Source organism: Gordonia sp. Z-3, assembly GCF_036233855.1.
GTDB classification, from domain to species: domain Bacteria; phylum Actinomycetota; class Actinomycetes; order Mycobacteriales; family Mycobacteriaceae; genus Gordonia; species Gordonia tangerina.
Genome location: NZ_JAZARS010000001.1, coordinates 72310 through 84924, shown reverse-complemented (window position 1 = coordinate 84924; position 12615 = coordinate 72310). Strand labels below are relative to the sequence as shown.

Annotated in this window: 12 protein-coding genes; 4 read left to right on the top strand and 8 right to left on the bottom strand. The window is 69.7% G+C overall.

Features of this window, described 5'->3' with window-relative positions:
- Positions 1-19: 19 nt before the first annotated feature.
- The 3 genes from VX037_RS00430 (at position 20) to VX037_RS00420 (ending at position 3491) form a co-directional block, all read left to right on the top strand.
- A complete protein-coding gene (locus VX037_RS00430; RefSeq protein ID WP_328712855.1) occupies positions 20-1681 on the top strand; it encodes an ATP-binding cassette domain-containing protein in 1662 nt (553 codons plus the stop codon).
- 113 nt (positions 1682-1794) lie between these two features.
- Positions 1795-2571: an ABC transporter permease gene (locus VX037_RS00425; RefSeq protein ID WP_235725617.1), complete on the top strand. Its 777-nt coding sequence runs from the start codon at positions 1795-1797 to the stop codon at positions 2569-2571.
- On the top strand, positions 2568-3491 hold the full coding sequence (locus VX037_RS00420) for an ABC transporter permease (protein WP_328712853.1): 924 nt from the start codon (positions 2568-2570) through the stop codon (positions 3489-3491). The genes VX037_RS00425 and VX037_RS00420 overlap by 4 nt, the downstream gene beginning before the upstream one ends.
- Positions 3492-3537: 46 nt before the next feature.
- Here the strand turns inward: VX037_RS00420 and VX037_RS00415 are convergent, their stop codons facing one another.
- Positions 3538-3879, bottom strand: coding sequence for a hypothetical protein (locus VX037_RS00415; RefSeq protein ID WP_235725575.1), 342 nt, complete (start codon positions 3877-3879; stop codon positions 3538-3540).
- 141 nt (positions 3880-4020) lie between these two features.
- The gene (locus VX037_RS00410) at positions 4021-4254 is read right to left on the bottom strand and encodes an MbtH family protein (RefSeq protein WP_235725573.1); all 234 of its coding nucleotides are present in this window, start codon (positions 4252-4254) and stop codon (positions 4021-4023) included.
- 275 nt (positions 4255-4529) lie between these two features.
- Here VX037_RS00410 and VX037_RS00405 point away from each other — a divergent pair, with 275 nt between their 5' ends.
- A complete protein-coding gene (locus tag VX037_RS00405; protein ID WP_266061509.1) occupies positions 4530-4901 on the top strand; it encodes a GNAT family N-acetyltransferase in 372 nt (123 codons plus the stop codon).
- On the opposite strand, the gene VX037_RS00400 is transcribed toward VX037_RS00405, so the two are convergent.
- The 6 genes from VX037_RS00400 to VX037_RS00375 all read right to left on the bottom strand — a co-directional run bounded on the left by VX037_RS00400 (position 4894) and on the right by VX037_RS00375 (position 12535).
- Positions 4894-6015 carry a hypothetical protein gene (locus tag VX037_RS00400; RefSeq protein ID WP_287015697.1) on the bottom strand — a complete coding sequence of 374 codons (1122 nt, stop codon included), beginning with the start codon at positions 6013-6015 and terminating at the stop codon, positions 4894-4896. The two genes, VX037_RS00405 and VX037_RS00400, sit on opposite strands and share 8 nt — an antisense overlap.
- Positions 6012-7289, bottom strand: a complete 1278-nt coding sequence (locus VX037_RS00395) for a sensor histidine kinase (RefSeq protein WP_328712851.1) — start codon at positions 7287-7289, stop codon at positions 6012-6014. Before VX037_RS00395 ends, VX037_RS00400 begins: the two co-directional genes overlap by 4 nt.
- A complete protein-coding gene (locus tag VX037_RS00390) occupies positions 7243-8319 on the bottom strand; it encodes a hypothetical protein (protein ID WP_328712849.1) in 1077 nt (358 codons plus the stop codon). Before VX037_RS00390 ends, VX037_RS00395 begins: the two co-directional genes overlap by 47 nt.
- Positions 8306-9589, bottom strand: a complete 1284-nt coding sequence (locus tag VX037_RS00385; protein ID WP_328712847.1) for a sensor histidine kinase — start codon at positions 9587-9589, stop codon at positions 8306-8308. The genes VX037_RS00390 and VX037_RS00385 overlap by 14 nt, the downstream gene beginning before the upstream one ends.
- A gap of 64 nt (positions 9590-9653) precedes the next feature.
- A complete protein-coding gene (locus VX037_RS00380) occupies positions 9654-11201 on the bottom strand; it encodes an alpha-amylase family glycosyl hydrolase (protein ID WP_328712844.1) in 1548 nt (515 codons plus the stop codon).
- Entirely contained in the window at positions 11198-12535 is a 1338-nt protein-coding gene (locus VX037_RS00375) for a cation:proton antiporter (protein ID WP_328712843.1), read from the bottom strand. The genes VX037_RS00380 and VX037_RS00375 overlap by 4 nt, the downstream gene beginning before the upstream one ends.
- Positions 12536-12615: the final 80 nt, after the last annotated feature.

The window sequence follows — 12615 nt, the reverse complement described above, 5'->3', positions numbered from 1 at the left end:
GGCCCGAGAGGAGTAGTCGATGGCCGAGCCGTCCCACAGGTCCACGACCTCGGCGACGCCCCGTTCACCCGTCGATGTCGGTCGGGACGCCGATCTGCTGACCTCTCGTGACCTCGAGATCACTCGTGCATGGACCAACGGCAACGCAGGCGATTCCGATGCCTCGGGCCCGTCGGACCAGGGCGTTGCGCCCGCAGCCCGCCACCGCCGGGCACGGCACGCGAAAGTGACCGGCGACGATTCGCCGACCGTCGCCTTTCCGGCGCTGACCCCGGCCGCCACGCCTGCACCCGAGGCCACCGACAGCCCCCGGCCCACCGTCGATGCCCCTACCGCCGACCCGGCCACCCGGGACGGTTCGATCGCCGACGGTCCGGTGGACCAGGTCGCGCCAGACGTCGCCGATGGATGGCGAATCCTCACCCCGCCGGGTGATACTTCCCACATCGCCGACATGAGCGATCCCGCCGTCAGCGATCCCGCCGTCAGCGACACCGGCCTCCTCGATGAAAACCGCGCCGAGCGCGCCCCGATCGCTGCGCCGTCCGTGCCGGAGCCGGCACGACGGTCCGAGGCCGCGCACCGGGCCGCGTCCCCGTCAGCGACCGAACCCGACACCGCAGCCGAATCCGAGTCCCTCGATCTCACGCCGGCCGCTCCCGCCGCGATCGAGGTGACCGGTCTGCACAAGCGGTTCGGCGCGAACGTGGCCGTCGAATCGGTGAGTTTTTCGGTCGCCAAGGGTTCGATCCTCGCGCTCCTCGGCCCCAACGGGGCAGGCAAGACCACGACCGTCAACATGCTGTGCACACTGCTCAAACCAGATGGCGGTACCGCGACGGTGGCCGGCCATGACGTGGTGTCCGACGCTGCGGGCGTGCGACGCTCGATCATGTTGACCGGGCAGTTCGCTGCACTGGACGAAGCGCTGTCCGGCCGCGACAACCTCATCCTGTTCGGACGGCTGATGGGGCTGTCCAAATCCGCGGCACGCGTCCGCGCCGACGAATTGCTCACATCCTTCGACCTCACCCGAGCCGCCGGCCGCCGGGTCGGTGAGTATTCCGGTGGTATGCGGCGTCGCATCGACATCGCGTGCGGCCTGGTCACCCAGCCCGAGGTTGTCTTCCTCGACGAGCCGACCACCGGTTTGGACCCGCGCAGCCGCCAGGAGGTGTGGAAACTCGTCGAGTCGCTGCGCGACCAGGGCGTCACCACGCTACTGACCACCCAATACCTGGAAGAGGCCGATACGCTCTCCGACCACATCGTGGTGATCGACCGCGGTCGTGTCATCGCATCGGGTACGGCCGACGAGCTCAAGGCCGCTACCGGTGCCTCGCATTACGACGTCACGCCGGCCGACCCGGAGGACCTGCCACGGTTGCGCGATTGCCTCGGTGACCTGCTCACCGATTCCCCCAGCGACCCAACGTCCCCACGTGGCCCAGCGTCCCCTAATGGCGGAGCCGACGGCGAATCGTCGGCCTCGGTCGCGGTGCCCGCACCGGACGGCGCGGACACCCTCGTCGAGATCGTGCAACGCACCACCGGGGCGGGGATCCGGCTCTCGGATGTCGCACTGCGCCGCCCCAGTCTCGACGAGGTCTTCCTCGCGTTGACCGATCCCAGCGCGCCGAGTTCCAACCCGGCTGCCGAACCCGCGGACGATCCGGCGTGACCTCCACCCCAGCCGCTCGGACCGCAGTGCACACCGCGCGGGCGAACACCGCTCGGGTCGACCCGGCCGGAGTCGGGCGTGCGGGTGCGACGGACACCGTCGCGACGCCGACGGTGATCACCCGCCCGCGGACTCACGCCACCGCCCAGTGGTGGGCCCTGACGATCCGCGGGTTGCGCGCGATCTTCCGCAATGGGGAGATCATCTTCGCCTTCGCCGCGCCGGTGCTGCTGGCGATCTGCTTCTACCTGCCACTGCGGTCGATCATGGACGCCGATCCCGACATGGATTACGCCGCGTTCCTGATGCCGATCATCTCGCTGCAATCGGTGAGCTTCGTGGCGTCCTCGGCGGCGATGCGCGCCTCCGTGGACACCACCAAGGGCATCAACACCCGGTTCCGGACGATGCCGATGCCGGTCGCGATCCCGACGCTCGCCCGGTTCGGCACCAACGGGGCTCTGCTGGTGATCTCGGTCATCTGCGCGGCGGTCACCAGCTTGGTGATGGGCTGGCGACCGGCGGGTTCGGTACTCGAGACGGTGGGACTGTTCGCGGTGGTGCTTGCCGTGGGGCTGCTGATCGCCATCCTCGCCGACGCCCTGGGTCTGTTGTCGAACAGCCCCGAGGCGACCAGTCAGGCGCTGTCCCTGCCGATTCTCGTCCTCGGCCTGCTGTCCACCGGCTTCGTCCCCGAGGACCAGTTCCCGGAGTGGATACAGCCGTTCGTCCGCAACCAGCCGATCTCGCAGTTCGCGACGTCGATGCGAGCGCTGAGCGACGGCACGGTCACCCTCGAGATTCTGACTCCCACGATCTGGTGGTGCGTGGGACTCGGGATCGCCGGGGTGTTCCTGACCGGACTTGGCATCCGGAAGGCTGTGCGATGACCGCCGTGCCCGCCCGGACACCCGGTGCCGCGCCCACCCCCGCCGTCGCGCCCCACACCACCCCGGTGCAGGACCAGACCAGCTCGGTGCAGGACCAGACCGCGTCTGCGCAGAAGGCGCCACCGGTCGCCGCCCCCGGCGAGGGCACGATCCGCGCCTGGTTCACCCAGAGCGGGGTGCTGTCGTGGCGTCAGCTGTCGGTGATGGTGCACGACAAGGCGACATTCCTGCAGTTGGTGCTGGTCCCCATCCTGACCCTGCTGATGTTCAAGGTCGTCCTCGGTGATGCCATCGGCAGCGCGACCGGCCAGGACAGCACCTACGGCACCGTTCCGTTGGTCATCCTGGTGAGCGCGATGTTCGGATCGGTCGCCGCGGGCATCCGACTCAATCAGGAGCGTGGCACCGGTCTGCTGTCGCGGCTGTACGTGCTGCCCATCAACCGCGCGGCCGATCTGACCTCGCGACTGCTCAGCGAGATGTTCCGGATCGTGCTCGTCACGGCGCTACTGATCGTGGTCGGTTCGTTCATCGGGTTCGACATCACCGGCGGGTTCGGTGCCATCGCCGGGATCTTCGGGGTGGCGCTGATGTTTGGCGTCGCCTACGCCACACTGGTCCTGGCACTCGCGGTCAGTGCCGCTCCATCGGCCCCGCTCGTGCCGCTGCTGTCGCTGGTGTCGAGTGTGCTGATGTTCTTCAATTCGGGGTTCTCCCCCATCGACGCCTACCCCGGCTGGCTCCAACCGATCGTGGAGAACCAGCCGATGACGCCCACGATCGAGGTGATGCGTTCGTTGGCGGCCGGCGGTCCGATCGCCGAGAACCTGATCAAGGTGACGATCTGGACCGTCGGGATCATCGCCGTGTGTGTGTACCCGGCCCTGCGCGGCTACCGAAAGGCGGCGACCGCGCGGTGACGCCTGCGCGGTTTCCGACGCCGGGTCGCCCGGCCCACCGATCGCATCAGCCGATGGCGCGAAGACCGCCGAAACCTTCGTCGAGGTCACGCGCCAGCCAATCGAGCACCTGACGCACGGTGTGTACCACCGCCATCGGTTCGCCGAGTCGGCCGATGCGGGGCAGACAGTGCAGGATCGCCGCAGCGATCGTGGAGCCCACCCCGAGCCCGTTGAGGTCGGACACCCGGCCGTAGCGGACCAGTGCACCGGCGAGCTCGCGGTAGGTGGCGGACTCGCCATGCACCCGCACCGCTGTGAGCGTCGGGGTGACTTGAGCCCTGCGCGCGATCTCGTCACTGGTCGCACGCAAACGTGCGGCCTCCCACGGTCCGTATTCGCCGACCATGTCTCACCTGCTTCCGCAGCACCTGAGAACCACCGATTCCAGACCCGACCAGTTCCCTGTTGAGGAAATGATGACAGCTCACGCCCCGAATGTCACCGGGGCACGGTGGATTTCTACTGGTTTGGCTGCCTTACCGGCGTGTCACTCGGCGGCGCGCTCGGCGCGGTCGGCCTCCATGGCGTCGATCAAGCTCTTCGGACGCAGATCGGTCCAGTTCTTCTCGACATACTCCAGACACGCCGCCCGGCTGTCCTCGCCGAACACCGCGGTCCAGCCTGCCGGGATGTCGGCGAAGGTCGGCCACAGCGAATGCTGGTTCTCGTCGTTCACCAGGACGTAGAAACGCCCGTTCTCGTCGTCGAACGGATTGGTCATCTGCTCTGTCGTTCCTCTCGTGTGGGTAGTGCATCCGTCGCCCTGGGCGCCCGCGGCAGGCGCGCCGCAACGTCCCCGGACCCGGATGGTGCGCATCGAGGTCAGTGGACCCGATGGTACCGGTGATGACAATCGGCCCAGACGCCCGCGTCGCCCCACGCGGGTGCACGTCATCGCCGCGCGCACGTGCCAGCTGTGCGCCTGGCGAGAACTCCGGGCGGCCGACCGGCCGTCTTCGGCCGGTCCTCCCATTGCCAGGCCGTAAGGTCGTCACCATGACGATCGACAAGACCGGGGCCGCGGTCACCGTCACCCACGAGCCTGACGTGCAGCGCTTCGAGATCGCGGTCGCCGACACCGCATCCGAACCGGCCCCGGCGGGATTCACCGCCTACCGCGATCGCGCTGACGGCGACAGTCGGCAACGGGTGTTCTTCCACACCGAGGTGGCCGAGGAGTTCGGAGGCCGCGGACTCGGCACGATCCTGATCCGACACGCCCTCGACCAGACCCGCGCCGAAGGCATCGTCATCGTCGGCGTGTGCCCGATGGTGGCGGCCTATCTCGGCAAACATCCCGAATATGCCGACGCCGCACGCAAGCCCACGCCGGACATCCTGAGGTGGCTCGACGCCGAACTCAGCTGAGGGTTCCCGGAAACACGCACACGGCGCCGTCGAACCGGCACTCGGTACGACTGACCCCGGTGCTGGAGTTCACCACCACCGATGCGATCACCTCGCGTCCCGGCGGGAGCACCCGGGCGGTGATCTGACCGTCGCGAGCTGCTCGGAGCTCGGCGACCAGCAGCCGCCGCAGTCGGCGGGCGGTCTCCGTATCGCCGCGCGCGTCCAGCGCCCCGTCGTCGAGCAGCAGTACCGTCACTCCGCGCCGCCGCGCCTGCCACGCGGCGCTGCGCACCTCCTCGGACTCCCAGGCCCGCGCCCGGATGCCGTCACGCAGTTGTGCCTCGGTCAGCCGGGCGTCGATCACCTCGTCCGGGCCGAAGGCATGCCGGTCGACCATCCGCTGCAGGATCGGGCGGGCACCGCGGTCGAGACGACGTAACTGATCATGACGTTCGGCAGCCCCGGCTCTCGCGGCGGCCTCCGTCTGCGCCTGCGCGATCTCCCGCTCGCGCAGCGCTCGGATGCGGACCTCCATCGGCGGTGCCATCAACACGAACAAGGTGGCCATCACCAGCACCGGGAAACAGAAGAACGTGATCTCGGCGCCGGCCGGATAGCCGAACCCCTGCGCGACACCCCACACCCCGGCGACCACACTGGCGCACACCGCACCCACCCAGGCGAACACCGGGCGCCGATGCAGTGCGAGCATCGTCGCCACCACGGTCAGCGCCGACACCGGTGGCGACGTCTGCAACGTGCGGTAGGTCTCCACCGGAAGACTCCACAACGACAGCGCCAGCGCACCCACCACCAATCCGGTCACCGCCACGGCGACCGGTGCCGGCGTCCGCGCTCCGCGGCCTCCGACGACGAACGCCGCCGCAACGCCGAACGCCGCCAGTCCCGCCGCCGCACCGACCCAGCTCACCCACGACCGGATCTCCCAACCCGCACCTACCGCCACCACCACATAGGTCAAGGCGAATATCCCCAACGACCAGATCACCGCAGCCGAACCGAGGCCGAACAGATCGACTGCGGCGGGATCGGCCGGGTGCTCGTCGTCGTGATCTCCGGTACCTTTCGGCGTCCGGCGACCACCGCGCAACCCGCCATCGCGTCCGGTCATGAGCGGCGCCAGCCCACGTGGATGCGGGTACCGTCGCCCGGCGCTGCCGCGACGTCGACCGACCCACCGGCCACGGCCTCCATCCGGCCGCGGATGCCGACCGCGACCCCGTATCGCTCATTGCCCAACGCGGTCGGGTCGAAGCCGACGCCGTCGTCGCGCACGGTGATCGAGACCGCGTCGCCGGCCAGCTCACCGTCGACGACGCACCGACTGCCCACCCCGGCGTGTCGTCGCCAGTTGCGCAAGGCCTCACCCACCGCACCACTGATCGCGGTGAACGCCTCGGCGGGGTACGCAACCGCGTTGTCCACGACCCGTAACTCGACCACCACCCCGTCCCCCACCTCGTCGGCGAGGGCCTGCAGTCGGTGCGCGAACAGCGACGCGGGCACCTCGGCACTGTCCCGCTCGTCGCCCAGGTCGAGTTCGGCCAACGCCGATGCCGCCTGGGCGGCGAGGCGCCGATCGGGCTTCCCCACCCCGACCGCCAGCAGCGCGGCGATCACCCGATCGTGGATCACCGCGGCGAATCGAGCGCGCTCGGATTCGCGCGCCACCATCGCTGCAGTGGCGGCTGCCGCGGTGATGGTGGCGGCCCGACGGGTGTCCAACGACCGGACGTTGCGCGCGGTCGCGTACGCGACCGCCATGAACACCCCACTGAGCGCCATGGTCAGTGGCGCACTCAACAACTCACGCGGCGTCACCGCACCGTCGAGCCCGATCTGATTGGCCGCATGTACCAGGGTCGTCGCGACGACGAGATGCGTGATCGCCCACCGGGTCCGGCCGATCAGCACCAGCGCGATGGCGGCCACCGACGGGAACTGGATCAGCCAAATGGTGTAGCGGTCGGTGCCGTCGGGTACGCCCCGCCACGCCACGAACCACAGCAGCGTCGACAACACGTAACCCACGGCGCAGGCGCCCACCGGCCAGTCGAGCCTGCCGGGTTCGTCGCGGAACGACATCGCCACGAGTGCGACCGCCGGACCCACCACGAGTACGACGCTGAGTACCGTCCACCACGGGTCGGTGAGGTGCATGGTGCGCACCGCGACCGGCGCCATCAGCAGGCTGAATGCCAGCAGCCCGCAGCCCACGAACCGGGTGCCCACGCGTTCGAGCCGCGCCAGGTCGGAGTCGTCGGCGCGCAGTTGGCCGCGGCCGACCCCGTGGGTGGCGGTCTGCAGTCGAGCGATGCCGTTCACCGCACGGCCGTCCTCATCGGCTTTCGACATCCCCGCCGGTGATCTGTCCGTTGTGGGCACAGTCGTAGCGTCGCACGCCGTCTGCGCGAGCGAGCACGATACTGGCGCGGGTGGGTCGCCCGGGTGGCATCACCCGCGCGGTCACCCGGCCGGTCCGCATCGCTCCGAGTTCGGCCACGAGCAGGTCGTCGAGGCGCGCCTGCACGGCCGGGACGTCGGCCGTGCCGCCGTCGTCAAACAACACCACCGTGACCCCGCGTCGTCGTGCCTGCCACACCGCCGCACGCACCGCGACCGCCTGCCAGGCCGGTGCCCGGATGCCGTCACGCAATCCGGCTTCGACCAGACGCGCATCCCTCACCTCGTTGACGGTGAATGCGTGCTCGGCAGCTACCTGCATGAGCAGGGGTCGCGCCTGCCGGTCGAGCAGCGCCACCTGGCGCTCCCGCTCCTCGGCGGCGGCCGCCGTGGCCGCCGAATCCGACGCGTCCCGGACCGCCCGGGCGCGCAGCGTGCCGATCGTCTCGGCGATGGGCCGCAGCATCACGCCGAACAGCGATGCGAACAGCATCACCGGATAGACCCACGAGGTGAAGACCAGACCGGCGGTGAATCCGAGTCCGCGCGCCGCTGTCCATGTCGCAGCCGACAGACTCATCGCGACGGCACCGACCCATGCCGTGCCGATCCGTCCGCGGACCACCAGCAACGCCAGGGCGACGATGCCCGCGATGGCCGCCGGCAGACACTGGACCGGCGCGAAAGTCGCGGCCGGCACCGACCACCACGCGAGTGCGGTCCCGCCGAGCATCAACCCTGCGGCGACCGCCGCTGCCCGCGCGGGTAGCGGGTCGCCTCGCAGCCGGGTCAGCACGGCCAGGTCGACGGCCAGCAACCCGAAGGCACCGGCGAAGCCGACCCAGCTCCACACCGACGTGATGTTGACGCCGGAGCCGATCGTGACGACCAGGTAGATCACAGCCAGGGCGAGCAGTGCGCGCACCACCAACGGCGAGCGCAGACCGAACAGGTCGGTGGTGTCCTCGATCGCCGGGTCGGCCTCGTCGGCCGCCACGTCAGGCCCGTCCATCGGGCACCGCGATCGCCACCGGCGCGTGTGTGGTCGGTTCGTCGGTCCACCGCAGGATCACCGTGGTGCCGTGTCCAGGCGTGCTGCGTACCTCGGCCGAACCACCGGGAACCGAGGCCATCCGCCGGCGGATACCGATCGCCAACCCCAACCTTTCCGGTCGCACATGCGCCTCGTCGAATCCCCGGCCGTCGTCGACGACGGCGAGGCTGATCGATGCGTCCCCGAGGTCACCGACGACCAGGCAGGAGGCGTCGTCGCCGGCGTGGCGCGCCTGGTTGCGGATGGCCTCGCCCATCGCATCGATCAGAGCCGCAGCGACCTCGGCGGGATAGCGCCGACTCGCGTCGGGGTCGATCGACAGCTCACGGTCCACCTCGACCCCGGTCGATCGGATCGCCAACCGGATGCGCCGCGCGAACTCGTCGGCGTCGAGCGGGCCGGCCGTCGGGTGCTCGCCGCGACGGTCGAGCTCATGGACGGCCGAGGACGCCTGCGCCGCAAGCGCCGACGATGGTCGACCGACGTCGATGGCGAGCAGGATGGCCAGCACCTTGTCATGGATCAGCGTGGCGAACCGGGTGCGTTCGGCGTCCTCGGCGGCCGCCGCCGACGACGCGGCCGCCGCCTCGATCGCCGTTGCTCGGGTCTCGTCGAGGACCTGCGCCGTCCGGACGGTGACCACTGCGACCGCCAGGAACACTGCGGTCAGCGCGATGGTGAGCAGGGAACCCAGGTACAACTCCGGGCGGATCTGACCGTCCAGCCCGAGTTGATTGGCGGTTTGGGTCACCAGCGTCGCGATGACGATGTACGCCAACGCGAGACGCGGGTGGCCACTGAGCCCGAGGAGTAGACCCGGCACCCCGGGGAACTGCACCAACCACACGCTCCAGGTGGTGTCCTCGGATGCGACCGCTCCCGTCCAGGCGCCGAACCACAACAGAGTGGCCAGCAGCAGGCCGGCGCAGCAGGCCGTCGCCAGAGCGGTAAATCCGGTCGGTCGCCGACGGTAGGTGGCGATGATGACGACCATGGCCGGCACCGTCACGAGCAGGACGCTCACCGGTGGCCACCACCGGTCGGTCAACGCGGACTCCGAGGCGATCAGCGGCGTCAGTGCGACCGGGAAGATCAGTAGTCCGGTACCGACGAACCGGGCGCCGAATCGGCGGATGCGAGCCAGATCGGAGTCGTCGGTCGGCCCGATCAGCCGCAAGCGCCAGGCATGCAACCATGCCCTGCGTTTCGGCGTGGAGACGATCGTCATTGCCGCGGCCACCTCGTCGCCCGGTCCTGTGGTTCGGTGACGACCTTGCCACGCTTTGCCGCCGTCACGGCACCCACCCGACATCAGCGCGGTCGGTGTCGGTGTCGATGAGGCGCAGCACCAACCACCCCCATGGCCCCAGCCGCACGTCGACGGCTCCGTCGCCGCAGATGTGCAGCGGTTGGCCGGAGAGCGCGTCGACCAGCCGGGTGCCCGGTGCGGGTTGTCCGGCCGGGTGCGCCTCATCGGGATCGGAATCAGGATCGGACCAGTCCGGCCTGATGCGCCCTGCCGTCGCCGTACCCGCAGTGTTCACCACGATGAGCCACCGTCGTGCGCCCCGTGTCCAGGCGAGCAGAGCGGGTGCAGACCGGGTGTCGCACCACCGTTGCCCGCCCGACCGGAACGCGTCGTCGTCGACGACGCCGAGCAGGGCACGGTAGAACACCGCGCGGTCACCGTCGACCGGTTCGTCAGGGCTGCGACCGAGTTGGACGGGAAGGCGACGTCGGCGGCCGGTGAGCTGCCCGTGGTGGATCAACCGGGCTCCTGGCACGGTGAGGATCACCACCGCGGCCTGCCGGTCGCGTTCGCCGAAGGCCTCCGGAGCGCGCGGCTCGTCGTGGTTCTCGATGAAACGCACGCCTGTGTGGGGATCTCCATCGTCGGCGTTCGGGCGGTGGGCCAGCGTGCCCGGTTCATCTCGCAGTGTGTCGTAGAGCGTTTTGTCGTAACAGTGGTCGAAACCCTGATCGATCAGCGCGCACTCGGTGCCCCAGTAGGCCTCGGCGATGAACACGAACCCCGGGTGTCGGGCGCGCACCGAGGCGATGATGTCGGGCCAGAAGTCGTCGGTGGGCACCGGGCCCGCTCGGTTACCCCAGGTCCACGCGAAGACCTCGTTCATCACCAACATCGCCATGTCGCAGCGCACGCCGTCGCACTGCGTCGCGATCCGGGACAGCTCGGCGTCGGTGGCCGCGCGCAGGTGCGGGTCGAACGCGTGGAGCTGCGCCACATCGGTCCACGCCGGGAAGTACGGGTCGCGGCCGTGTGCGATGACCCGGCCGTCGATCTCGGTGAACGACGCGTCGTCGCCGGCGAGGTCGGCCCGATCCCCGCCGATGAACCAAGTCGGATGCGTGCCGACCCACGGGTGGTCGAGTGCGACGTGATTGGGCACGTAGTCCAGGATCAGCGCCACTCCCCGGTCGGCGAGTGCGCGCCGTGCCGCCACCAACCCGGCGGGCCCGCCGAGATGGTCATCGACGGTGTAGTCGCGCACGGCATACGGTGAGCCGACGACGTCCTGCGACTGCAGGTCCCCTACCGCTTCGGCGAACGACTCCATCAAGGCGCGATCGCCACGCGCGATCCGGGCGCCGACCGCACTGCGCCGCCACACCCCCATCAGCCAGACGGCGTCGAAGCCGGACTCCGCGATGGCGTCCCAGGTGGCGTGCGGGACGTCGGCGAGCGTGATCGGTTCGCTCGCGCCCGTGCAGCCGATTCGGTCGGACAGCTCGGCGAGCCACACCCAGGTGTTGATCTCGTAGATCAACGGGGACGGCGGGAGCCGACGAGGGCCGATATCGGCTGGTCGATCCGTCATCGACGCCACCGGTGCACACCGCTGGGCCGCAGCCGCACATGTCCTGCGTCGGATGCGTCAGCGCCACCGTCGTGAGGGTATCGGCGGGCCACCGGACCGGCGGTCGCTCCGTGTAGGACCACGCTGGCGAGCACGGTCACCGCGATCGCGGCGACGGCGGGACCGGCGCCGCCGTCGGTGCCGAGTTGTTCGACACCGAGGAGTGCGAACACCACCGATGCCAGGCCGCGCGGACCGAACCAGCCCACGATCAGCACATCGCGGGTCGGCAGACCGCTCCCCCACAGGGACACCGCGACCGGGATCATGCGGAACACGGTGAGGCTCAGTATCGCGTAGCCGGCCATGAGTGCGAGATCGCCCGCCTCCACCACGTGAAAAGCCAGCGGCATCAGAATGGCGCCGAACAGGAACCACACCACCAGCGCGAGGAGTTCGCCACCGAGCTCGGGCAGCACCTCCAGCACGGTGGAGTCCTCGTTGCGACGGCGGCCCAACTCCTGCGTGGAAGGGTCTGCGCTGCTCTCCGCCCGATCGCGGTCGAGCACGTGACCGAACGTCATTCCCGCAACGAATGCAGCGATGAAACCGTTGCCATCGATCGTGACCGCCAGCGCGAACACGCCGACCGCGGTCGCCAGTGCGGCGATCTGCCGGGTCTTGGGCGACGAGAGGTCGCGCAGCGCCGAGACGTTGATCGCCCACGCGGCGATGCCGCCGACCACGGCCCCGGTGGCCACCCCGACCGCCAACTCGATGCCGGCCTGGCCCAGGGTGATGCCCTCGGCACCACCGACGCCGAGCGCCGTCGCCCCCAGTGCGATGGCCAGGGTCACCACCGGCGTCGCGATCCCGTCGTTGAGTCCGCTCTCCACGTTCAGCGACAACCGCAGTCGGCGTGGGATGCGGTCGTCGTCGATCACCTGCACGCTCAGCGCCGCGTCCGTGGGAGCGAGGGCGGCACCGACGAACAACGCCAATCCCCAGCCGAACTCGCCGAAGATGACTTCGGCGCCGAGGGTGCCCAGCGCGATCGTCAGCGGCAGACCCACCAGCAACAGCCGCGCCGGTAGTCGTATCGCCCGGCGCAGTCGGCCCACGTCGACGCGGGAGGCGTCGGTGAACAGCACCAGGCCCAGGGTCAGCTCGGCCAGGATGTGCACGATGGAGGTGTCCACATCGACCGCCAACACACCCCACTCCGGGTTGGCGAGCAGGTACCCGGCGAGCACGAACAGCAGCGGCCCGGTGACGTCGTGGCGGGTCAGCACCCGCGACAGCACCGCCCACAGCAGCAACAGCACACAGATGACGGCAACCGCGGAATCGGTCATCACACACCCGCGGTCCGGCCGATGAGCATGGTCGGGATTATGCCGCACCCCGACGGACTCTGCGGGTCCGCGCGTCACAG